The organism is Pseudomonas rhodesiae (assembly GCF_007858255.1).
Lineage (GTDB): Bacteria > Pseudomonadota > Gammaproteobacteria > Pseudomonadales > Pseudomonadaceae > Aquipseudomonas > Aquipseudomonas rhodesiae.
The window spans coordinates 80,299-103,711 of record NZ_VFEU01000006.1; the positions used below are offsets into that span (position 1 = coordinate 80,299).

Annotated in this window: 14 protein-coding genes; 5 read left to right on the plus strand and 9 right to left on the minus strand. The window is 63.7% G+C overall.

Features of this window, described 5'->3' with window-relative positions; translation table 11 throughout:
• Positions 1-209: 209 nt before the first annotated feature.
• The 7 genes from FIV35_RS11250 to FIV35_RS11280 are packed head-to-tail and all read right to left on the minus strand — an operon-like array spanning position 210 to position 6,646.
• Positions 210-1,241, minus strand: a complete 1,032-nt coding sequence (locus FIV35_RS11250) for an ABC transporter substrate-binding protein (RefSeq protein WP_034096954.1) — start codon at positions 1,239-1,241, stop codon at positions 210-212.
• An 11-nt stretch (positions 1,242-1,252) separates the two neighbouring features.
• Positions 1,253-2,350 carry an NAD(P)/FAD-dependent oxidoreductase gene (locus FIV35_RS11255; protein WP_034137842.1) on the minus strand — a complete coding sequence of 366 codons (1,098 nt, stop codon included), beginning with the start codon at positions 2,348-2,350 and terminating at the stop codon, positions 1,253-1,255.
• Entirely contained in the window at positions 2,347-3,690 is a 1,344-nt protein-coding gene (locus FIV35_RS11260; RefSeq protein WP_034137843.1) for an FAD/NAD(P)-dependent oxidoreductase, read from the minus strand. The genes FIV35_RS11255 and FIV35_RS11260 overlap by 4 nt, the downstream gene beginning before the upstream one ends.
• A complete protein-coding gene (locus FIV35_RS11265) occupies positions 3,687-3,977 on the minus strand; it encodes a (2Fe-2S)-binding protein (RefSeq protein WP_034096957.1) in 291 nt (96 codons plus the stop codon). Before FIV35_RS11265 ends, FIV35_RS11260 begins: the two co-directional genes overlap by 4 nt.
• Entirely contained in the window at positions 3,977-4,771 is a 795-nt protein-coding gene (locus FIV35_RS11270) for an ABC transporter permease (RefSeq protein WP_034137844.1), read from the minus strand. Before FIV35_RS11270 ends, FIV35_RS11265 begins: the two co-directional genes overlap by 1 nt.
• 4 nt (positions 4,772-4,775) lie before the next feature.
• The gene (locus FIV35_RS11275; RefSeq protein WP_034137845.1) at positions 4,776-5,621 is read right to left on the minus strand and encodes an ABC transporter permease; all 846 of its coding nucleotides are present in this window, start codon (positions 5,619-5,621) and stop codon (positions 4,776-4,778) included.
• On the minus strand, positions 5,618-6,646 hold the full coding sequence (locus FIV35_RS11280) for an ABC transporter ATP-binding protein (protein WP_034137846.1): 1,029 nt from the start codon (positions 6,644-6,646) through the stop codon (positions 5,618-5,620). Before FIV35_RS11280 ends, FIV35_RS11275 begins: the two co-directional genes overlap by 4 nt.
• A 244-nt stretch (positions 6,647-6,890) precedes the next feature.
• Between FIV35_RS11280 and FIV35_RS11285 the strand changes: the two genes are divergently transcribed.
• The 4 genes from FIV35_RS11285 to FIV35_RS11300 all read left to right on the plus strand — a co-directional run bounded on the left by FIV35_RS11285 (position 6,891) and on the right by FIV35_RS11300 (position 11,641).
• The gene (locus tag FIV35_RS11285) at positions 6,891-7,721 is read left to right on the plus strand and encodes an IclR family transcriptional regulator (protein ID WP_034137847.1); all 831 of its coding nucleotides are present in this window, start codon (positions 6,891-6,893) and stop codon (positions 7,719-7,721) included.
• Positions 7,722-7,949: 228 nt separating this feature from the next.
• Positions 7,950-8,801, plus strand: coding sequence for a hypothetical protein (locus tag FIV35_RS11290; RefSeq protein WP_146374979.1), 852 nt, complete (start codon positions 7,950-7,952; stop codon positions 8,799-8,801).
• Between the two features lie 270 nt (positions 8,802-9,071).
• Positions 9,072-10,427 carry an MATE family efflux transporter gene (locus tag FIV35_RS11295; protein ID WP_034137849.1) on the plus strand — a complete coding sequence of 452 codons (1,356 nt, stop codon included), beginning with the start codon at positions 9,072-9,074 and terminating at the stop codon, positions 10,425-10,427.
• A 41-nt stretch (positions 10,428-10,468) separates the two neighbouring features.
• A complete protein-coding gene (locus FIV35_RS11300) occupies positions 10,469-11,641 on the plus strand; it encodes an MFS transporter (RefSeq protein WP_034137850.1) in 1,173 nt (390 codons plus the stop codon).
• A 4-nt stretch (positions 11,642-11,645) separates the two neighbouring features.
• Here FIV35_RS11300 and FIV35_RS11305 read toward each other — a convergent pair whose 3' ends face one another.
• Positions 11,646-12,008: a type II toxin-antitoxin system HicB family antitoxin gene (locus tag FIV35_RS11305; RefSeq protein WP_034113094.1), complete on the minus strand. Its 363-nt coding sequence runs from the start codon at positions 12,006-12,008 to the stop codon at positions 11,646-11,648.
• Positions 12,005-12,256, minus strand: a complete 252-nt coding sequence (locus tag FIV35_RS11310; protein ID WP_034137851.1) for a type II toxin-antitoxin system HicA family toxin — start codon at positions 12,254-12,256, stop codon at positions 12,005-12,007. Before FIV35_RS11310 ends, FIV35_RS11305 begins: the two co-directional genes overlap by 4 nt.
• A gap of 209 nt (positions 12,257-12,465) precedes the next feature.
• Between FIV35_RS11310 and FIV35_RS11315 the strand changes: the two genes are divergently transcribed.
• Positions 12,466-23,412 carry a non-ribosomal peptide synthetase gene (locus FIV35_RS11315; RefSeq protein ID WP_083377882.1) on the plus strand — a complete coding sequence of 3,649 codons (10,947 nt, stop codon included), beginning with the start codon at positions 12,466-12,468 and terminating at the stop codon, positions 23,410-23,412.
• Position 23,413 lies beyond the last annotated feature (1 nt).

Below are 23,413 nucleotides of genomic sequence, written 5' to 3' on the forward strand. Positions count from 1 at the left end.
ACGGATATGTACTCGTTTTGATCCAACCTCCGGGTCGGCTGTCAGGCCGCCATCGGGGGCAAGCCCCCTCCCACAGCAAGCCCCCTCACAGTTAAACTCCTTTGGGCCACCACCCGGCAACTCGGTGCATTTGACCCCGATAGCCATAGATCTCTACACACGTTTCAAAGGCTGAAATAACTCTGTGGTGAGCGGGCTGGCCCCGCGCTCTACCGCTCAATCGACCGACTCCACCGCGCGTTCCACTCCGGTCGCGCCTGGTTCACCTGGTCCCAATCAATCGAAATCGCCGTTTGCAAATAACCCTGCATCGCCTCCACCCGCGCGCGGGTTTTGTCGGTGGTCGGCGTGGTCGGGTTCGAGGGGATCTGGTCACCTTCCTCCAGCGCCGGCGCCTGGGCTTCGGCGCTCAGCAGGTAGGCCGCGAGTTTCTGTGCCAGCTCCGGCTGGTCGTTGCGGGCGATTACGCATTCGGCGACGTTGAGCACCACCGCGCCTTCCTTCGGTTGCGCGTATTCCATCGGTACGCCTAGCAGTTTCTGGGTGGCGACCTGGGTTGGGGTGAGAGGGAAGATCGCGGCTTCGTCGGTCTGCACCATCTCGGAGATTTTCGCCGAGCTGGCGATGTATTCCAGTACGTTGGGGCCGACGGTTTTCGGCCAGGCCTTGAAGCCGGGGTCTACGTTGGTCTCATCGCCGCCCTGCAAACGGTTGAACATCAAGAAGCCGTGCAGGCCGAAGGTGGAGGAGGCCAGGGACTGGAACACCACTTTGTCCTTGAAGCGTGGGTCGGCCAGGTCCATCCACGACGTCGGGGCGGCCCAGCCTTTTTCCTTGAACAGCCTGGCGTTGTAGCCCAGGCCGGTGACGCCCAGGGTCACGGCCACCGCTTGGTCCTTGATTTTCGCCTTGGCCGGGATTTGCTCCAGGGTCGGGCTGGGCGTGAGTTTGTCGCACAGGCCCATGGAAATGGCGCGGTACATGATGCCGTCATCAAGGAACATCACGTGCATCTGCGGGTTGTTTTTATTGGCCTGGACCTTGGCGAGAATGTCCGACGAGGTGCCGGGTACGATCACCACTTTGACGTTGTTGGCCTTCTCGAACGCGGGCAGTACTTTATCGGCATACACCCGTTCCATGGTGCCGCCGTTCATGCCCAGATACAGCGTCGGCGCGGCATGGGCACCGGCGGCGAACAGGGCGAGGGTCAAGCAGGACAGCGCATTACGTGGGTTCATGGTTTTTCCTCTCAGGCTTGGAATCGACGGATGGAAAACGCTTCGATGGGCTGACGGCTGGCGCCCGAGCAGACGATCTCTGCCAAGGCTTCACCGACGGCAGGGCCGAGCTGGAACCCGGCGCCGGCAAAGCCGAAACCGTGGAGCAGACCCGGTGTGGTGCTGCTGGGACCGATCACCGGTTCATGATCGGGCAGGTAACCTTCGGTGCCACTCCAGGTGCGGATCGCCTGGGCGCCCTGAAGAAACGGGTACAGCTCGGCGGCATTGCGCAGAATCTCCAGCACTGCCGCTTGCCCGGGGCGTGCCTGACGCGGCCCGAGGGCAAAACCACGCCCGCCACCCAGGATGCAATTGCCTCGCGCCACCTGGCGCGCATAGATCCCGCCGCCTTCGACGCCGGTGCTCACGTCCATCACTACCGGCAGCGGCTCGGTCACCAGCATCGCCGGGTGCGCCGAGGTGATCGGCACCGGTTCACCGAACTGTGCGGCCACGCTGCCGGCCCAGGCACCGGCACAGTTCAACAGCCATGGCGCGTGCAAGTGCAGGCCATTGGCGCAGTGCACTTGGAACACGCGGCCATCGTGCTTGATGCGCACCACTTCGGCCTGTTCGTGCACGACCGCACCGTGACACTGCGCCGCGCGGGCAAAGGCCGGTGACACCAGGCGCGGGTTGGCATGCCCGTCTTCCGGGCACAGCGAGGCGCCGACCGCCACGTCGCCCACCCACGGGAAGCGCGCGCGCAGTTCGGCGCGATCCAGCAGTTGCAGGCCCAGATCAAACTCGCGGGTGCGCTCGGCGTAGGCGTGCAGCGCGGCGAAATCGGCGGCGCTGCGGGCCAATTTCAGATGCCCGCAGCGCACGTATTCGCCGTCGATGCCGATCAAACCCGGTAACTCGCCCCATAACTGATGGGCGCGCTGCGACAGTGGCAATTGATGCAGGGGCCGACCCTGGCGGCGCACGCCGCCGTAATTGACGCCGCTGGAATGGGAGCCGCAAAAGTCACGCTCCACCAGCGTCACGCGCTGGCCTTTTTGGGCGAGCATCAACGCCGCCGAAGCGCCAACAATACCGCCCCCCAGCACGATCACGTCGCTCATGGCTGCACCTGCACGCCAAACGGCAGCGGCTTGATCGGGGCTTGACCACGTAGGCGACCGACGTCCTCCACGCTGCGGCCGCTGCGCTCAGCGACAATCTCCGCTGCCGCCAACCCACACAACCGGCCCTGGCAGCGCCCCATGCCGACGCGGCAGTGGGCCTTGACCCGATTGATCTCCCAGTGACCGTCGTCCACCACCGCGCGGATATCGCCGGCGCTGACTTCTTCGCAGCGACACACGGTCAGATTGTCCGGCGCTTGTGCCGCCCACTTTTCTGGAAAGGGAAACGCGGTCTCCAGCCCCAGGCGAAAGCGCTGGATGCGCGCCAATTGCTGTTCCAGCACGGCGGGCCTGTGCCGATCGGTGGCGACGCCGGCGTCTTCCAGTAGCGCCAGCGCCGCGCGTTCGCCGGCCATTTGCGCAGCGTCCGCGCCCATGATTGCGGCGCCGTCACCTGCCAGGTATACGCCGTTTACGCTGCTGCGTCCGGCGCTGTCGCGGGTGGGCAGCCAGGCGCGGTTCAAGGGGTTCCAGGCGAATGCACAACCGAGCAGATCGGCCAGTTGGGTTTCGCTGCGCAGGGCATGGGCGAAGGCGACGGCGTCGCAGGCGAGGGTATGGGCGCCCCAACGAATGCCGCTGACCCGTTGCACACCGTCGATCTGCGCCAGCGTCGCGCCCTGATGCACAGGTACCCCGTGGGCCGTCAGCCAGGCGCGGTAGTACATGCCCTTGGCCAGCGTCGCCGGTTGCCCGAGCAGGGCCGGCAGCGCGCGGCACTGGGCGCTGAACGGGGCGCTGTCGAGCACCGCTACCACCGTCGCACCGGCCTTGGCATATTGGTATGCCACCAAATACAACAAAGGCCCGCTGCCACACAGCGCCACCCGCTCACCGATGGCGCAGCCCTGGTACTTCAAGGCGATCTGCGCCGCGCCCAGGCTGTAGACACCGGGCAAGGTCCAACCGGGCACCGGCAGGATACGGTCGGTGGCGCCGGTGGCGACGATCAGCCGCGAATACTCGACGCTGTCGGCGCGGTTATCCGTGAGTAGGTCCAGGCGCTGGTCCTCGGCATTCCACACCAGGGTGCGTGGCCGATAGTCGATCAAGGGGGCCAACTCATCCAGGGTGCGATGCACGGCCTGGGCCTTGCCCGCTTCGAAGCCATAGAGCTGCTGGGCGGTGCGCTGGAAGCCTTCGGGTTGGCGCCGATAAATCTGCCCGCCGCCGCGCAGCCCTTCGTCCACCAGGCAGGCGCGGATGCCGTAATCGAGCAGGGTGCGCGCCGCGCTGATGCCCGCCGGGCCTGCGCCTACAATCACCACCGGTTTCATGCTGTACGCCCCGGATCGCGGCGGATCGCCTGGCCTTCTTCCAGCAGGGTCGAACAGGCCCGCACGCGCCGGCCGTCCTCCAGCCGCACCCAGCAATCCTGGCAGGCGCCCATCAGGCAAAACCCGGCGCGGCGCTCGGCGCTAAAGTCGCTGCCGCGCAGGTGTTCGCTGCAGGTCAGCACGGCGGTCAGCAGGGTGTCGCCGAGCAAGGCGCTGGCCGGCTGACCGTCGAGGGTAAACGCGACCACAGGGCGCGCGGTTTCGGCCAAGCGTTTGAACAGGCCCATCAATGTTTCCCCACCAGTACGCGGTCCAGGCCATAGACCCGGTCCAGCAGAATCATGGTCGCCGCCGTCAGCGCGATCACCAGCGCCGACACCGCCGCCATCATCGGATCGATGGATTCGGTGGCGTACACGTACATGCGCACCGGCAGGGTTTGGGTCGCCGGCGAGCTGACGAAAATCGACAAAGTCACTTCATCGAAACTGTTGATAAACGCCAGCAGCCAGCCGCCGGCCACGCCGGGCAGGATCATCGGCAGGGTGATCTGGCGAAACAGCGTAAAGCGGCCGGCCCCCAAGGATTCGGCGGCCTGCTCGGCGCTGCGGTCGATGCCGATGGCCGCCGCCAGCACCAGGCGCAGCACGTACGGGGTGATGATCACGACGTGGGCGAGCATCAGCCAAGTGAAGCTGCCGTTCACTCCCATCAAGGCGAACAGGCGCAGCATCGCCACTCCCAGCACCAGGTGCGGAATGATGATCGGCGACAGGAACAAGGCGCTGAAAAAGTCGCGCCCCGGAAACGAGTAGCGACTGATCGCCAACGCCGCCGGCACTGCGATCAGCGTGGCCAGGGTCGCGGCGCTGAACGCCAGGATCAGGCTGTTGTAGAACGCCTGGATAAAGTCGGCACGCTCGAACACCGCGCGGAACCAGCGCAGGGAGAAACCCTGGGTCGGCAGACTCAAGGTGTTCTCCGGGGTAAACGCCACCAGGCATACCACCACCAGCGGCGCCATCATGAACAGCACCACCAAGCCATGGAAGCCGAGGGCCAAAGGACCGTTTCTGGACATGTGTCTAAACCCCCAGGGACTTTTTGTAACGGCTTTCGAGCAGGCGGTTCCAGCTCAGCATGATCAGCAGATTGACCAGCAACAGCACCACCGCGATGGTCGCGCCCATGGGCCAGTTGAGTTCCGAGAGGTACTGGTCGTACACCACGGTGGCGACCATTTTCAGGCGGCGTCCGCCGAGCAGGCCGGGGATCGCGAACGAACTGGCGGCCAGGCCGAACACAATCAGGGTGCCGGACAGCAACCCCGGCATCACCTGGGGTAACACGATCTTGCGCATCACCGTGGCCTGGCTGGCGCCAAGGGACAGCGCCGCCTGCTCGGCCGACGGGTCGAGCTTTTGCAGCGAGGTCCATACCGGAATGATCATGAACGGCAGCATCACATGCACCAGCGCGATGATCACCGCGAACGGCGTGTACAACAGCTTCACCGGGCGCCCGCCGAGTAGTTGAATCAATTGGTTGACCAGGCCATCGGCCCCCAACAGCAGGCTCCAGCCGAACGCGCGCACCACCACCGATATCAGCAGCGGGGTGAGGATCAGGATCAGAAAGATCGAGCGCCACGGTGTGCCCATGCGGCTGAGGATGTAGGCCTCCGGCACGCCGATCACCACGCACAGCAAGGTGACCAACGCGCTGATCCAGAACGTGCGCCAGAAGATCTCGTAGAAATACGCATCGCTGAACAGCGCCAGGTAATGGGCGAGGGTCCACTCATGGGCCTTCACCCCCACTTGGTAGTCGAACACGTTGAACGACAGCACCAGGGTCAGCCCCAACGGCAGGATCAGCAGCCCGGTAAACAGCAGCAGCGCCGGCAGTGACAGCAGATAGCCCCGACTCATGGGCGTACCTCGTCGGCAGCCAGCACCCGCAGCAACTCGGCCGGCCACTCAAGGCCCACCGCTGCGCCGTTGCCCAGCGGTGCGCTGCCATCGTTGGCGCGCACCACGGTGATTTCACCCAGCGAAGTGTGGATGCGGTACAGCCATTGGCTGCCGAAGAAGAAGCGGTCGAGCACCTGGCCTTGCAGGCGGCCGCTGCCGGCATTCACCAGTTGGATTTTCTCCGGGCGCAGGCTGAGGGTCAGTTCGCCGTCGCCGCTTTCCTGCCGCACTTGCGGCGTGCCGAGGGCGTCGTAATCGCCGGGCAACAGGTTGGCCTTGCCTACGAAGTCAGAAATAAAGCGTGTGCGCGGGTGTTCGTAGAGGGTGTAGGGCGCGTCGATCTGGGTCACGCGGCCGGCCTCCATCACCACCACGCGGTCGCTGATGGACAGCGCTTCGGCCTGGTCATGGGTGACCATCAGCGTGGTGATGCCTACCGCGCACTGGATGCGGCGGATCTCGAACTGCATCTCTTCGCGCAGGTTGGCATCGAGGTTGGACAGCGGCTCATCCAGCAGCAGCACTGGCGGTTCGATCACCAAGGCGCGCGCCAGGGCCACGCGTTGGCGCTGGCCGCCGGACAGCTCACGCGGGTAACGCTCGGCGTGGGGAGCCAGGCGCACCAAGTCGAGCACGGTCTTGACCTTGCTGGCGATCTCGGCGGCGGGCACTTTGCGCATCTTCAGGCCGAAGGCGACGTTGTCGCGCACGCTCATGTGCGGGAACAGCGCGTAGCTCTGGAACACCACGCCCAGGCCACGGCTGGCGGGCTTGGCGTGGGTGATGTCGCGCCCATCCAGCAGGATCTGGCCGCTGGTCACCTCGACGAAGCCGGCGATCATTTGCAGGGTGGTGGTCTTGCCACAGCCCGAAGGGCCGAGCAGGGAAACGAACTCGCCTTTTTCCACGGCCAGGTCGGTGGCGACCACGGCGTCGACGGCGCCGTAGCGTTTGCTCAAGGCGTTGAGTTGGAGAAATGCCATGTCTGCGTTCCACCTTTTTTCAGTCGCGTCGAAACGCGCTTTTTTTGTTTTGGGCAGATGCGAAAAGCGTATTGCGGGTGCGTTGGCGCTCGATCTTGAGTCGGCTGCCGCGTGTTGTTCGTTTTCGCCCCTGTGGACGCAGATTAGGACGAAGACTAGGATGCGCGAAAGATGGAATTTCACTGAATGAACTACTTTTTTCAGTTTTATTCATTCAACAGAATTAACAGCGAGAATATGCGGTATGGATTCCACTGAGCGGAATGAAAATCTAAAGGAAGTTGGCGCCGGTGCTGTGTCACGCGTGTTTGCGTTGTTGCGCGCATTGGGCGAAGTCTGCGAAGGCGGCGAACGGGTGACGCAGCTCGCGCAACAGGTCGGCCTTTCGCAACCCACCACCCACCGCCTGCTACGCAGCCTGATGGAAGAGGGCATGGTGGAGCAGGATGCGCGCAGCAAGCGCTATCGCCTGAGCCTGGAGTTCTTCGCCCTGGCGGCCAATGCGGGCAAGACCGGCAACCTGCGCGACCTGGTGCGACCGAGTCTGTTGCGCCTGAGCGCCTCCTTGGGCGATTCGCTGTTTTTGCTGGCGCGCAGCGGCTTCGATGCGATTTGCCTGGACCGCAGCGAAGGTCCGTACCCGATCCGCACCTTCACCGGCGACATCGGTGGGCGCGTCGCCCTGGGTGTGGGGCAGGGCAGCCTGGCCATCCTGGCCTACTTGCCGGAGGAGGAGCGCGAAACCGTGATCCGCTACAACCTGCCCCGGCTCAAGGACTTTCACCTCTACGACGAAGTGCTGCTGCGGTCGGAAGTGGAGAACGTGCGCACCCTGGGCTATGCGGCGCGCAATACCGGGGTGCTGGAAGGCATGGCGGGCCTGGCGGTACCGATCCTCAATCGCGAGGGGCACGCGGTGGCTGCGTTGAGTGTGGCGACCATCAGTGATCGCTTGGGGCCGAGCCGCTTGCCGATGGTGGTGGAGTTGCTCAAGCGCGAAGCCGCCGCCATCGGGCCGAGGCTCAATCCCTTTGATCCGACGTTGCGTAGGCCGTCGAAGACGTTTGGCGATTGAGCCTGGCGATGCTTGGACGGAAGGCTGTCCCTACTCTGTCGTAGAGGTATTTCTCACTGCGGTCTTGGCTTTGGTCTGAGTAGGAAAACCTACTGTTCGTGCAGTCGATAGTACTTTCACGACGGATCGCTGGAACTGTTGAGTTATAGGCCGCCACACATGCGGCGTTGACCCAGTGTAGGGTTTGCCTGGGTTAATAGTGAAAGACTCTATTAACGAGGAACGACTATGAACGTGTTTTGTCCGCCTGCGCGAAATTTCTTTAACAATGAATTTACCTACAACCCAATGCCCGTTAGCAATGGCCAATTGCTTGGTGCAGGTCAGTCTGCCTATAACAATGGAGGCATGACTCCGTCGCGTATTTTGGGAGAGTTTGCAAACAACTTCGGCTATTTCGCAGAGCCAGAATCTCGTTTCGCAGAGCCAGGATCGCGTTTCGTTTCGCGTGACGCACTTGCGCGCACTGGCGAGCGTCCAATGAGCGGCGATTTTTTTCACGATCGGATGACAATGCTCGCCCGGGAGATCACCCAAAATGTCCGGTTGGACAGCAAGCACGATGGCGCCATCAATCGCGGCTGGCAGAGTGATCGTATCTTTCCGACAGACGTGTTCGAGGCTATGGCTCTGTATGACGCGGAAGATGTTTTCTCCAGCATGCGCGGAATGCCCGACAGATTGGAGATGCCTAACGACTGCATGCAGCGTCAGCGTATCGAGAATGGGTATGGCGACAGCTGGGCCCGTAATTATTCTCCAATGGAGAACGGCATGAGCCGACAGAATGCTGAGGTCGCTTCTAATTTTAAAAATGCCGAAGACTCAGATCTGGCCTTGGAGTTGGGTAATAATTTTGATTATTTCAAGCCTAACGAAAACAACAAAATAACTCAGGAATCGATTCGCGACGTTGCAAGAAAGCCTCTGACGGGGGATCCGGTCAGTGATCGGCTGACTTTGTTGGCCCTTGAAATCATCAGTCGTCCTTCGTTCAATCGACAAATGGACTCTATGGACGAAAGTGATAAACCCGACACAATCATAGGGCGCGACACCGTTGAGCGTCTGTCCAAGTAACGAGATGCGTCTGAAGATGCAGAATGTCGACCAAGTGATTTAAAGCAGCCAGGGTCATCAATCGTTACTGGATCGAATATGACAATCAAGGTGCTGCCTACGATGTAGGCCGCACCAATAACGTATTTGGCCAATTGCAGGACGCTCAGCGATGACCCCACTCGACCCATCAGGACCTTCATGGGCCGTGACCGGATAAAGCACGGGAAGATAGGATCCAATTACGGTATAACCCTCGGACGCTCTAGCTCTCCGAGGCCCGGTTTTTTCATGCAAAGCCCTTTGCAACGTCCGCTGTGGCAGGTCTACCTGATCTTTCTCGCACCGATGGTGCTGTCCAACTTCCTGCAAAGTTTGTCCGGCACCCTCAATGGCATCTATGTCGGGCAAATGCTCGGCACCCAGGCCCTGGCAGCGGTGTCGGGGATGTTCCCGGTGGTGTTTTTTTTCATCGCCCTGGTGATCGGCCTGGGGGCGGGCGCGTCGGTGTTGATCGGCCAGGCGTGGGGTGCTCAGGAAACCGCGATGGTCAAGTCCATCACCGGCGCTACGCTGGCCCTGGGCGCGCTGGTGGGAGTGAGTGCGGCGGTGCTGGGCAGCCTGTTCGCGCGCTCGGCGTTACAGGCCCTTGGCACGCCGCTGGATGTGCTCGACGATGCGGTCGGCTATGCGCGGATGATGATGCTGATCATGCCGTTGCTGCTGGTGTTCATCCTCTACACCCAACTGTTGCGCGGCGTCAGTGACACCATTTCACCCTTGCTGGCGCTGATGGTCTCGACCCTGGTGGGCTTGCTGCTGACTCCCGCGTTGATTGGCGGCTGGGTCGGCCTGCCGCCCTTGGGCATCCAGAGCGCGGTGTACGCCGGTCTGGTGGGCAACGGGGCGGCGATGCTGTTTTTGATCCTGCGCCTGCGCCGCAAACAGCATGTGATGGCGCCGGATCGCGAGTTACTTGCGGCTTTACGCCTGGACCGCGCGATTCTCGGCAAAGTGCTGCGTATCGGCTTGCCCACCGGCCTGCAAATGGTGGTGTTGTCGCTGTCGGAATTGGTCATCCTGGCGCTGGTCAACGGCCACGGCTCCCAAGCCACTGCGGCTTATGGCGCGGTGACGCAGATCGTCAACTACGTGCAGTTCCCGGCCTTGTCGATAGCCATCACGGCCTCGATCCTCGGCGCCCAGGCAATCGGCGCCGGGCGCCTGGAGCGCATCGGCCCGATCCTGCGCACCGGCCTGCTGATCAATACCTGCCTGACCGGCGGCCTGATTGTGCTCGGCTATGCACTGTCGCACTGGTTGCTGGGGCTGTTCATCACTGAGGCGCAGGCGCGGGTCAACGCTGAACACCTGTTGCACATCATGTTGTGGAGCATCCTGGTGTTCGGCTTTCAGGCTGTGGTGGGGGGCATCATGCGCGCCAGTGGCGTGGTGCTGTTGCCGGTAGCGATTTCGATTTTCTGCGTGCTGTGCGTCGAGTTGCCGATGGCCTACCTGTTCAATGCGCATTTCGGTCTGGAAGGGGTGTGGATGGCGTTCCCGGTCACCTACCTGGCGATGCTCGGGCTGCAGACCGCGTATTACCGGTTGGTATGGCGGCATAAGCAGATCAAACGGTTGGTGTGATGGAAAGAATGCGCACATTCAGCACAGAAGGCGTCTGAGTCATGGCAAACCCTTACGCGGATTTATTCCAGGTTCCCGGCGCCCGCGCCTTTGTGCTGGCGGGCATGCTTGCGCGCATGCCGGTGTCCATGACCGGTATCGGCCTGATCACCATGCTCTCGCAAGTGCAGGGTGGCTATGGCCTGGCGGGCTCGGTGGCGGCGGTGTTTGCCCTGGCCACGGCGTTTTGTGCGCCCCAGGTCTCGCGCCTGGTGGATCGCTACGGGCAGGGCCGGGTGCTGCCGATCGCTGCGTTGATTGGCGGCGGCGCGTTATTACTGTTGTTGTTATGCACGCGCCTGCAGGCACCGACCTGGACCCTGTTTGTATTTGCCGCGCTGTGCGGCTGCATGCCGAATATGTCAGCCATGGTGCGAGCACGCTGGACCGAGGTGTATCGCGGCCAACCCCGATTGCGCACGGCGTTTGCCCTGGAGTCGGTGCTCGATGAGGTGTGCTTTATCATCGGCCCGCCGATTTCGGTCGGGCTGAGCGTCGTAGTGTTTCCCGAGGCCGGGCCGTTAGCGGCGGCGCTGCTGCTGGCCGTAGGTGTCACCACCTTCGTGTTGCAGCGCGAGACCGAACCGCCGGTGCATGCGCATCAGGATCATCAAGGCCGCTGGCTGATCGCGTCGCCCTCGGTGCTGATCCTGATGATCCTGCTGCTGGCCATGGGCGTGATCGTCGGCGTGGTGGATGTGGTCAGCGTGGCGTTCGCCCAGCAGCAGGGCCAACCGGCGGCGGCGAGCATTGTGCTGTCGGTGTACGCCATCGGCTCGTGCCTGGCCGGGCTGGCCTTCGGCGCGCTCAAGCTCAAGGCGTCCTTGCCTCGGCAGTTCCTCGCTTGCGGGGCGGCGACGGCGCTGACCACCGTGCCGTTGCTGTGGGTAAGCAATATCCCCGGCCTGGCCGTGGCGATTTTTATCTCCGGGCTGTTTTTCGCGCCAACGCTGATCGTCTCCATGGCCCTGGTGGAACGCCTCGTCCCGCCCAGCCGCCTGACCGAAGGCATGACCTGGCTGATCACCGGCCTGAGCATCGGGGTAGCCATTGGCGCCGCGAGTTCCGGCTGGATGATCGACCACTTCGGTGCCGCCAGCGGGTTCTGGGTGGCGCTGGCCGCGGGAGGCGTGGTGCTGGGGGCGGCATTACTGGGGTATCGGCGGTTGGGGTAGTTTGCTATGCGCTGGGGTGAAGTTCTGCGAAGTGATGTTGCAGGAACTCATTCAGCGCCTGACGCGTCAGGTCATTGAGCGTGACTTTCTTGCGGGTCGCCGCCAGCGCCGCAGCCAAATGCAGGTCATGCCCAACCCGCACATTGAAAGAGCCCTTGCAGGGCTTTTCCGGGGTTTGACCAAGGTTCTGGCACGTCACGAGATAGTCGTCCACGGCCGCCTGAAAAGCCGCATCCAAATCAGCGACGGTTTTTCCTTCGTAGCTGATCAGCGCCTTGATGAACAAGATCTTGCCGAACAGGCAGTTGTCTTCAAGGCTGGCCTCGATAGAGCCGATGTAGCCTTTGTGTTTGAGTTGGTTGTTCACTGAATTAGTTCTCCTGATTTCAATTGTTCGATGATCTGGCGTCGAATGTAGTGCTTCAGTTCGTTGCCAGGGTGAGGCTTGTGCAGCGTGATCATGGCAGTGGGGTCGCCACTGTCGAACTTGACGCGGCTTCCAGCCCCTTCGATCTGTGTGTAGCCCAGGCGACGCAGCAGCGTGACGGGTTCGGGCCATGTAAATGCCATTTGCTCATTGAGCAGTTTGGCCAGCAGCTTTTCATTTTTGGACACGGCGTTCCTTGCGTGTAACTAAATGTAGTTGCAGAGAGTGGTTTGCGTCAATGCTAGCTCGGTTACGTGCATCTTTCCCGTCACAGGTGTAACCCTTGATGACGCTCGGTTTCGCGCCTGCATCCCCTCGCTAATTTTTCCTTTCGCGATTCGTTTTATAGGGACGACGTGCCTTTGTGCTTCCTGCCTATTGCTCCGGATCCCAAGAAATGAATGCTGAAGACTCCTTGAAACTTGCTCGCCGGTTTATCGGGTTGCCCCTGGAAAAGCGCCAGCGGTTCCTGCAGGCCTTACAGACAGAAGGCGTGGAGTTTTCGCGGTTTCCGATTCCGGCCGGGGTGCAGGCGGAGGATCGCCAGGCGTTGTCCTATGCGCAGCAGCGCATGTGGTTTCTTTGGCAATTGGACCCGGCCAGTGGCGCCTATAACTTGCCGGGCGCGGTGCGGCTCAAAGGCACGCTGAGCTTGCGGGCTATGGAGCAGGCGTTCGTCAGTCTGGTCGAGCGCCACGAAACCCTGCGCACGGTGTTTCAGCGCCAGGCTGATGAACGCTTGTCACAGGTGGCCATCGAGCCATCGGTGGCGGTGGAGCCGCTCGACCTGAGCGACCTGCCGCTGGCCGAACGGGAGCAAGCGGTGAGCGACGCGGCGGTGCGCCAGTCGCTGTTGCCGTTCGATCTGGAACACGGTCCGCTGCTGCGCGTGCAACTGCTCAAACTCGCCGAACAGGAGCATGTGCTGCTGCTGACCCTGCACCATATCGTCTCCGACGGTTGGTCGATGAACGTGCTGATCGACGAATTCATCCGCAGCTACGACGCCTACGAACGCAACGAAACACCCCGACTGCCGCCGCTGCCGATCCAATACAGCGACTACGCCCTGTGGCAGCGCCGCTGGCTGGAAGCGGGGGAGCAGGCGCGGCAACTGGATTACTGGCAGGCGCGCCTGGGGGATGAGCACCCAGTGCTGGAACTGCCTACCGACCGCCCGCGCCCGGCCATGCCCAGCTATCAGGGCACTCGCCATCACTTCGCGATTGATGCGGACCTTGCCGCGCAATTGCGCAGTTGTGCGCAGCGCCACAATGTCACTCTGTTCATGCTGTTGCTGGGTGCATTCAACGTGCTGCTGCATCGCTATACCGGCCAGGGTGATATCCGCGTCGGCGTGCCGATCGCCAACCGCAACCGCACGGAAGTCGAGGGGCTGATTGGCTTCTTCGTCAACACTCAGGTGCTGCGCACCGAATTGACCGGGCAAACCCGCGTCGCCGAACTGCTGCAAGCCATCAAGGAACATGCCCTCGGCGCCCAGGCCCATCAGGAATTGCCCTTCGAGCGCCTGGTGGAAGCGCTGCACGTCGAACGTAGCCTGAGCCATACGCCGCTGTTCCAGGTGATGTACAACCACCAGCCGGTGGTGGCCGATATCGCCTCGGTCAGCACCGCCTCGGGCCTGGAGCTGGCCCTGGTGGAGTGGCAAGGCCGTACTACCCAGTTCGACCTGACCCTGGATACCTATGAAAAATCCGGCACCCTGCACGCCGCGCTGACCTACGCCAACGACCTGTTCGACGCGCCGTCCATCGAGCGTATGGCCCGCCACTGGATCAGCCTGCTGCACGCCATGGTGGGCGATGGCGAGCAGCGTATCGGCGAGTTGCCGATGCTGGACGCCGACGAACTTCAACGCGTAACCCACACCTGGAACCAGACCGCGCAAACCTATCCCACTGAGCGCGGCATCCACCACCTGATCGAAGACCAGGTACGCGCCACCCCGGATGCCCCGGCCTTGCAGTTCGGCGATACCACCCTGAGCTATGCCCAGCTCGATGCCCGCGCCAACCGTTTGGCCCATGCGTTGATCGAGCAGGGCGTTGGCCCGGATAGGTTGGTCGGGATCTGCGCCGAGCGTTCGATGGAGATGGTCATCGGCCTGCTGGCGATTCTCAAGGCGGGCGGCGCCTATGTGCCGCTTGACCCTGAATACCCCCGGGAGCGCCTGGCCTACATGCTTGAAGACAGCGGCGTCCAACTGCTGCTTACCCAGCAGAGCCTGCTGCCGTCGTTGCCCACTGCGGGTATCCGGGCGATTGCCCTCGATCAGCCTGCCGATTGGCTGGAGGGCTACAGCAGCGCATCGCCCGAAGTGACCGTGCACGCGCTGAACCTGGCCTACGTGATCTACACCTCCGGCTCCACCGGCAAACCCAAGGGGGCCGGTAACAGCCATCGCGCGTTGGTCAACCGGCTGTGCTGGATGCAGCAAGCCTATGGCTTGGGCGTGCGCGACGCGGTGTTGCAGAAGACGCCATTCAGCTTTGACGTGTCGGTCTGGGAATTCTTCTGGCCGCTGATGACCGGCGCGCGCCTGGTGGTTGCGGCCCCCGGCGAACACCGTGAACCGGCGCGCCTGGTCGAGAGCATCGGACGCCATGCCATCACCACCGTGCACTTCGTGCCGTCGATGCTGCAAGCGTTTATCCACGAGCCGGGCGTGCAGGGTTGCGCGAGCCTCAAACGCATCGTGTGCAGCGGCGAAGCCTTGCCGCTGGAGGCGCAGCAGCAGGTGTTCGCCAAGCTGCCGAATGCCGGCCTGTACAACCTTTACGGCCCGACCGAAGCCGCCATCGACGTGACCCACTGGACCTGCGTCGACGAAGGCGCCGACTGTGTACCCATCGGCCGTCCTATTGCCAACCTCGGCACCTACGTGCTCGACGCCCAGCTCAACCCGCTGCCCGCCGGGGTATCCGGCGAGCTGTACCTGGGCGGCGCCGGCCTGGCACGCAGTTACCATCGGCGTGGCGCGCTGACCGCCGAGCGCTTCGTGCCCAGCCCGTTCGCCGCGGGGGCGCGTCTGTACCGGACCGGCGACCGTGTGCGCCAGCGTGCCGATGGGGTGATCGAATACCTCGGACGCCTCGATCATCAGGTCAAGCTACGGGGTCTGCGTATCGAGCTGGGGGAAATCGAAACACGTCTGTTGCAGCACCCGTCAGTGCGCGAAGCCGTGGTGCTGGTGCAGGGCGGCAAGCAATTGGTGGCCTATCTGGTGCCGCAGGGTGACGCGCCGGACGACCTCAAGGGCTGGCTGCTCAACAGCCTGCCGGAATACATGGTGCCGACCCATTGGGTGCACCTGGCCAAACTGCCGGTGACCGCCAACGGCAAGCTCGACCGTAAAGCCTTGCCGCTGCCGGACGCCGCGCCCCAGCAGGCTTACAGCGCCCCGCAGAATCCCATGCAACAGGCGCTGGCGGCGATCTGGAGTGATGTGCTCGGCGTATCCCAGGTCGGCCTGGACGACAACTTTTTCGAACTGGGCGGCGATTCGATCATCTCCATCCAGGTGGTCAGCCGCGCGCGTCAGGCCGGTATCCGCCTCAGCCCGCGGGACCTGTTCCAGTACCAGAGCGTGCGCGGCCTGGCGCAGGTCGCGAGCTTTGAGCAACTGGCTGTGATCGACCAAGGCCCTGTCAGCGGCGACGTAATCCTGACCCCGGTGCAGGCCAGCTTCTTCGAGCAGGCGATCCCGGCGCGTCAGCACTGGAACCAATCGCTGCTGCTGACCCCGCGCGAAGCCTTGGTACCGGCACGCCTGGAAGCGGCCCTGACCCGGTTGATCAACCATCACGACGCCCTGCGCCTGCGCTTCGTCGAGCGGGACGGCCAATGGCAGCAACAGCACGCCGCGCCGATCACTGAGGCGGCATTGTGGCAAACCCAGGTCGCCGACGATAACGAGCTGGCCGCACTGTGCGATGAGGCCCAGCGCAGCCTGGACCTGGCACGCGGCCCGTTGCTGCGCGCCGTGCTGCTGACAATGACCGATGGCACGCAGCAGTTGCTGCTGGTAATCCATCACCTGGTGGTCGACGGCGTGTCCTGGCGCGTGCTGCTGGACGATCTGCAACAGGCTTATCGCCACGCCGCATTGCCAGACAAAACCAGCGCCTACCAACAATGGGCGCAGCAGTTGCAGGCCCATGCACTGACCCTTGATGCCCAACTGCCGTACTGGCAGGCGCAGTCCATGGCGACGGAGCTGCCCTGCGACAACCCTCACGGCGGCCTGCAAAACCGCCTGGGCCGCACCCTTGAAATCCGCCTCGACGCCGAGCACACCCGCCAGCTCTTGCAGGATGCTCCAGCGGCTTATCGCACCCAGGTCAACGACCTGCTGCTGACCGCCCTGGCGCGCGTCATCAGCCGTTGGAGCCAGCAACCTGCGGCGTTGATCCAACTGGAAGGCCATGGCCGGGAAGACCTGTTCGACAGCCTCGACCTGAGCCGCACCGTCGGTTGGTTCACCAGCCTGTTCCCGCTGCGCTTGCAGGCCGGCGGCGAGTTGTCGAGCGCGATCAAGGCCGTCAAGGAACAGCTGCGCGCCGTGCCGCACAAAGGCATCGGTTATGGCCTGCTGCGCTACCTCGGCACCCCGGACGCGCGTGCAAGCCTGGCGAGCCAGGCCGCGCCGCGCATTACCTTCAACTACCTGGGCCAATTCGACCGCCAGTTCGACGAGGCGGCGCTATTCGTTCCTTCGTCACAGGGCAGCGGCCAGGCCCAGGACCCCGAGGCGCCGTTGGCCAATTGGCTGACAGTGGAAGGGCAGGTGTACGGTGGCGAGCTGGCGTTGCGTTGGGGCTTTAGCAGCGAGATGTTCGACGAGGCGACCGTCCAGCGTCTGGCCGACGACTATGCCGCCGAACTCAAGGCCGTGATCGAGCTGTGCTGTGCCACACCGGCGGGGCAGGTCACGCCGTCGGATTTCCCCCTGGCGCGCCTGAGCCAGGCGCAATTGGACGGGTTGCCTGCGGCGGGGCCGCAGATTGCCGATCTCTACCCGCTGTCGCCGATGCAGCAGGGCATGCTGTTCCACAGCTTGTACGAACCCGAGGCCCAGGCCTATATCAACCAACTGCGCCTGGATATCGAGGGCCTGGACCTGCTGGCGTTCGGGTGTGCCTGGCAGGCCGCCCTGGACCGCCATGACATCCTGCGCAGCAGCTTTCATTGGTTGGGCCTGCACAGCGCCCATCAACTGATCCGGCGCCATGTCGATTTGCAGTTGCAGGTGATCGAAGACACGGGCGCCGATCTGGATGCACTGGCCGAAGCCGAGCGCGACAAGGGCTTTGCCCTCGACGCGGCGCCGCTGTTTCGCCTGATGCTGGTACGCGGCGCCGGCCACGGGTGGCACCTGATATTCACCAGTCACCACATCCTGATGGATGGCTGGAGTAACGCCCAGTTGCTTGCCGAAGTGATCGCTCACTACGCCGGCCATGCCGTCCCTGCGCCGGCGGGGCAGTTCCGCGATTACCTCGGCTGGTTGCAGCAACAACCCAGCGGCGAAGCGTTCTGGAAAGCGGCCTTGGCACCTCTTGAGGCGCCGACTCTGCTGGCCGATGCGCTGCGTGTGCCCGCCAACGGCACCGGCATGGCCGATTACCCCATGGTGCTGGACGCCGACTTCACCCGCGCCCTCGGTGAATTCGCCCGCGCACGTAAAGTCACCCTTAACACCGTGCTGCAAGGCGCCTGGGCCTTGCTGTTGCAGCGTTACACCGGCCAAGCCTGCGTGGCCTTCGGTGCTACGGTGGCCGGGCGTTCGGCACCGTTGCCGGGGATCGAGCAGCAGTTGGGCCTGTTTATCAATACCTTGCCCATCGTCAGCGCGGCGTCGCCTTCGCAGTCGGCCGCCGATTGGCTCAGCGCGTTGCAAACCCTCAACCTGAGCCTGCGCGATCACGAACACGTGCCGCTCTATGACATTCAAGGCTGGGCCGGCCAACAGGGTGCGCTGTTCGATACCTTGCTGGTATTCGAAAACTTCCCGGTGGCCGAAGCCCTAAAACAGGGCGCGCCCGCCGGGCTGACGTTCGGACCGTTGCACAACCACGAACGCACCCATTACCCGCTGACCCTGGGCATAGAGCTGGGCGCGAGCCTGCGCCTGGAATTCAGCTACGACCGTGCACGTTTGAGTGCCGAGCAGGTCGGCCGACTGGGCGCCAACCTGCGGCATCTGCTGGTGCAACTGCTCGCCGATGCCCAGGCGCCGTTGGGCAGCCTGCAGCTGCTGGCGCCCGACACCCGGCGCGAACTGCTCGCCCGCAGTCAATCAGCTGCCGCCGCCCAGAGCCGCGCGCGCGTGCATGAACGCATCGCCGCCCAGGCCGCCATCACCCCCGACGCACTGGCCGTGCAGGCGGCTAACGAACAGTTGAGCTACGCACAGCTCAACGCGCGAGCCAACCGTCTGGCTCATCGTCTGCTGGAGCTTGGCGTTGCTCCCGGCCAGCGCGTGGGCCTGGCGTGTCGCCGTGGTCCGCAGTTGATCGTCAGCCTGTTGGCCGTGCTCAAGAGCGGCGCGGCCTATGTGCCGCTGGACCCCAAATACCCCGCCGAGCGCTTGGCCTACATGCTGGCCGACAGTCGCTTGAACCTGCTGCTCAGCGAAACCGGGCTGCTTGCCGACCTGCCGTTGCCCGAGGGCCTGGCCCGCTTGGACTTTAGTGCCGAGGGGGCGGAGCTGGCGGGCTACTCGGCGCTCAATCCGCCCAACCATGCCGCCGCTGCCGACCTGGCCTACGTGATCTACACCTCAGGTTCCACCGGCCAGCCCAAAGGCGTGGCCATCGACCATGCCGCTCTCGGCCAGTTCTGCGACAGCGCCGCCCGCTATAGCCAGTTGCGTAGCGATGACCGTGTGCTGCAGTTCGCCACGTTCAGCTTCGACGGCTTTGTCGAGCAGTGTTACCCACCGCTGTGCATGGGCGCGGCGCTGATCATGCGCGGTGACGAGCTGTGGGACGCCGGGCAACTGGCACGGGAAATCGTCGAGCAGGGCGTGACCCTGGCCGACCTGCCTGCGGCCTACTGGTACCTGCTGGCCAAGGAGTGCGCCGTGGATGGCCGTACGCTGGGCAACCTGCGCCAGGTGCATGTGGGGGGCGAGGCAATGTCGGTGGAAGGGCTGCGCGCCTGGCACGCCGCTGGGCTGGGCGCTGTGCGCCTGGTCAACACCTACGGGCCGACCGAGGCCACTGTGGTGTCCAGCGTGCACACCTGCCAACTGGCGGATGCCAGCGAAGCGTTTGGCGTACCGATTGGCCGCGCCATCGAAGGCCGTGGGCTGTATGTGCTCGACAGTGCCTTCGACCTGCTGGACAGCGAAGGCGTCGGCGAACTGTGCATCGGCGCCGAAGTCGGCCTGGCCCAGGGGTACTTCGACCGCCCGGCGTTGACCGCTGAACGCTTCCTGCCCGACCCGTTTTCCAGCACGCCGGGTGCGCGGCTCTACCGCAGTGGCGACCTGGCCCGCTATAACGCGGCGGGCGCCCTGGAGTATGTGGGGCGTATCGACCATCAAGTCAAAGTGCGTGGTTTCCGTATCGAAATGGGCGAGATCGAAGCCCATCTGCAAGGCTTGCCGCAGGTACGTGAGGCGGCCGTGATCGCCCAGCCGAGCGCGACCGGTGCGCAACTGGTGGCCTACGTCGTGCCGGCCCTGGAGCAGCCGTTGAATACCCAGGCCCTGGCGGCGACCTTGCAACGCTCCCTGCCGGACTACATGGTGCCCGCGCACTGGGTGGTGCTCGATGCGCTGCCCTTGAACCCCAGCGGCAAACTCGACCGCCGCGCGCTGCCTGCCCCGGACCTGAGCCAATCGCCCCAGGCCTACCGTGCCGCGCAAACCCCGCTGCAACAGCAACTGGCGGCCATCTGGCAGGCGGTGTTGCAGGTCGAGTCGGTGGGGCTGGATGACCACTTTTTCGAACGCGGCGGCCACTCCTTGCTGGCCACCCAGGTGATCTCTCGGGTGCGCCACGACCTCAAGCGGGAAGTCCCGTTGCGCGTTTTGTTCGAACAGCCGACGCTGCAAGCGTTTGCTGTGGCGTGCGCGGACGTGCAGGCCGACACCGCGCCGCCGATGGTCAGCGTGTCGCGCGAGCAGCCGCTGGCACTGTCCTATGCCCAGGAGCGCCAATGGTTTCTGTGGCAACTGGACCCGGCCAGTGCGGCGTATCACATGCCCAGTGCATTGCGTCTGCGGGGGTCGTTGAATGTCGATGCGCTGCAACAGGCCCTGGATGCCCTGGTCGCTCGCCACGAGAGCTTGCGCACCCATCTGCTCCAGAAAGCCGAGCGCACTGTGCAGGTGATTAGCCCGCAGGTACACCTTGCCATGGCCGTGCTCGACACCGATGAAGCGCACCTTGAAGCCACGCTGCAAGCCTGTATCGCGCAACCTTTCGACCTGCGTGCGGGGCCGCTGATGCGGGTCAACCTGCTACGCCTGGCCGAAGATGAGCATGTGCTGGTGCTGGTACAGCACCACATCATTTCCGATGGCTGGTCGATGCAAGTGGTGGTCGACGAGCTGGTGCAGCTCTATGGCGCTTGCAGTCAGGGCCAGCGCCTGCAATTGCCGGCGCTGCCGATTCAATATGCCGATTACGCGGTGTGGCAACGCCAGTGGATGGAGGCGGGCGAGAAGGCGCGTCAACTGAGCTACTGGCGCGAGCTGCTGGGCGGTGAGCAACCGGTGCTGGAGCTGCCGTTCGATTATCAGCGCCCGGCGGTACCGAGCCATCGTGGCGCGCGTTTGTCCATTGACCTGTCGAGCCCGCTGCTCGACGACCTCAGGGCCCTGGCTCAGCGTGAAGGGGTGACCCTGTTTATGCTGTTGCTGGCGTCTTATCAGGCGCTGCTGCACCGCTACAGTGGCCAACAGGACATTCGCGTTGGCGTGCCGATTGCCAACCGCAACCGTGTGGAAACCGAGCGTCTGGTTGGCTTCTTCGTCAATACCCAGGTACTCAAGGCCGAGATCGATGGTCACGTCAGCGTGCGCCAATTGTTGGCCCAGGTGAAAGAGCGGGCCCTGGAAGCCCAGGCCCATCAGGACCTGCCCTTCGAGCAATTGGTCGAGGCCCTCCAGCCCGAGCGCAGCCTGAGCTTGAGCCCATTGTTCCAGGTGGCGTTCAACCACCATATCAGCCAGTCCGGCCAGCACCTGCAGCGTCTGGCGCATTTGGACATGACCCCGGTGACGTGGGACGACACCAATGCGCATTTCGATCTGGTGTTGGATATCGAGGAGTCCCAGGAGCGGCTCAACGCTTCGTTGAGCTACGCCACCGACCTGTTTACCGCCGCCACCATCGAACGTATGGGCCGCCACTGGCACAACCTGTTGCAGGCAATGGTGGCCGACCCGCAGCAGAGCATCGGCCAGTTGAAATTGCTGGATGACGCGGAACAACAGCACATTTTGCACCTGTGGGACCGCAGCGATGCCGGCTTCTCGGCCCTGCGCCTGGTGCATGAGCTGGTCGCCGACCGCGCCCGGGAAACCCCCGATGCCGTGGCGGTGAAATTCGACACCCAAACCCTGACCTACGGCGAGCTGGACCGCCAGGCCAACCGCCTGGCCCATGCGTTGATTGCCCGTGGGGTTGGCGCGGAAGTGCGGGTGGCTATCGCCATGCCGCGCAGTGCCGAGATCATGGTAGCGTTCCTGGCGGTCATGAAGGCTGGCGGCGTGTATGTGCCGCTGGATATCGAATATCCGCGTGATCGCTTGTTGTACATGTTGGAGGACAGTCGAGCGCAACTGTTGCTCACCCACAGCAGCGCGTTGCCGCGACTGCCTTTGAGCGAGGGCCTGCAAACACTGGCCATCGACCATACCGACAGCTGGGCCGAGCACCGCGATACCGCCCCCAACGTCGCACTCGATGGCGACAACCTCGCCTACGTGATCTACACCTCCGGCTCCACCGGCATGCCCAAAGGCGTGGCGGTGGCCCACGGCCCGTTGGTGGCGCATATCATCGCCACCGGCGAACGCTACGAAACCGGCCCGACCGACTGCGAACTGCACTTTATGTCGTTCGCCTTCGACGGTTCCCACGAAGGCTGGATGCACCCGCTGATCAACGGCGCCAGTGTGCTCATCCGCGACGACAGCCTGTGGCTGCCCGAGTACACCTACGAGCAGATGCACCGTCACCACGTGACCATGGCGGTGTTCCCGCCGGTGTACCTGCAACAACTGGCCGAGCATGCCGAACGCGACGGCAACCCGCCGAATGTGCGCGTGTACTGCTTTGGCGGCGATGCGGTGGCCCAGGCCAGTTACGACCTGGCCTGGCGCGCGCTGAAGCCGACCTACCTGTTCAATGGCTATGGCCCGACCGAAACCGTGGTCACGCCCTTGCTGTGGAAAGCGCGGCGCGGCGACCCATGCGGCGCGGTGTACGCGCCCATCGGCACCTTGCTGGGCAACCGCAGCGGCTACGTACTGGACGCGCAGCTCAACCTGCAACCCATCGGCGTGGCTGGCGAGTTGTACCTGGGCGGCGAGGGCGTGGCGCGGGGTTACCTGGAGCGCCCGGCACTGACCGCCGAACGCTTTGTGCCGGACCCGTTCGGCAAACCCGGCAGCCGTGTGTACCGCAGCGGCGACCTGACCCGCGGGCGTGGGGATGGAGTGGTGGATTATCTCGGGCGTGTGGACCACCAGGTGAAAATCCGTGGTTTCCGTATCGAACTGGGCGAGATCGAAGCGCGTCTGCGCGAGCAGGACAACGTCGGTGAAACCGTGGTGGTGGCCCACGACGGCCCGTCCGGCAAGCAACTGGTGGCCTACGTGGTGCCGGCCCGCGCCACCGACCACGGCGCGCTGCGCGACGACCTGCGCCGTGCCCTGAAAACCCGCCTGCCGGACTACATGGTGCCTACGCACTTTATGTTCCTGGCGCAGATGCCGCTGACCCCCAACGGCAAGCTCGACCGCAAGGGCCTGCCGGCGCCGGACGCGAGCCTGATGCAGCAGACTTACGTGGCGCCCGAAACCGAACTGGAACAACAGATCGCCGCGATCTGGGCCGAGGTGTTGCACCTGCCCCAGGTAGGCCTGAACGACAACTTCTTCGAGGTGGGTGGGCATTCGCTGCTGGCGATCCAGATCACCTCGCGGGTCCAGGCCGAACTGGGCCTGGACGTGCCGCTGGTGCAAGTGTTCCAGACCGAAACGCTGCGCGCCTATGTGCAGGCCGCAGCCACCTTCCGTGCCGGCAGCGCGGAAGACTTTGATGATCTTCGTGACTTTTTGAGCGAACTAGAGGCGATTTGAA

Coding starts and splice junctions, on each gene's coding strand:
- FIV35_RS11275 (WP_034137845.1), bottom strand. CDS start 5,621: ATGAGTCGGGGCTATCTGCTGTCACTGCCGGCGCTGCTGCTGTTTACC.
- FIV35_RS11280 (WP_034137846.1), bottom strand. CDS start 6,646: ATGGCATTTCTCCAACTCAACGCCTTGAGCAAACGCTACGGCGCCGTC.
- FIV35_RS11300 (WP_034137850.1), top strand. CDS start 10,469: ATGGCAAACCCTTACGCGGATTTATTCCAGGTTCCCGGCGCCCGCGCC.
- FIV35_RS11295 (WP_034137849.1), top strand. CDS start 9,072: ATGCAAAGCCCTTTGCAACGTCCGCTGTGGCAGGTCTACCTGATCTTT.
- FIV35_RS11285 (WP_034137847.1), top strand. CDS start 6,891: ATGGATTCCACTGAGCGGAATGAAAATCTAAAGGAAGTTGGCGCCGGT.
- FIV35_RS11270 (WP_034137844.1), bottom strand. CDS start 4,771: ATGTCCAGAAACGGTCCTTTGGCCCTCGGCTTCCATGGCTTGGTGGTG.
- FIV35_RS11265 (WP_034096957.1), bottom strand. CDS start 3,977: ATGGGCCTGTTCAAACGCTTGGCCGAAACCGCGCGCCCTGTGGTCGCG.
- FIV35_RS11255 (WP_034137842.1), bottom strand. CDS start 2,350: ATGAGCGACGTGATCGTGCTGGGGGGCGGTATTGTTGGCGCTTCGGCG.
- FIV35_RS11290 (WP_146374979.1), top strand. CDS start 7,950: ATGAACGTGTTTTGTCCGCCTGCGCGAAATTTCTTTAACAATGAATTT.
- FIV35_RS11250 (WP_034096954.1), bottom strand. CDS start 1,241: ATGAACCCACGTAATGCGCTGTCCTGCTTGACCCTCGCCCTGTTCGCC.
- FIV35_RS11260 (WP_034137843.1), bottom strand. CDS start 3,690: ATGAAACCGGTGGTGATTGTAGGCGCAGGCCCGGCGGGCATCAGCGCG.
- FIV35_RS11315 (WP_083377882.1), top strand. CDS start 12,466: ATGAATGCTGAAGACTCCTTGAAACTTGCTCGCCGGTTTATCGGGTTG.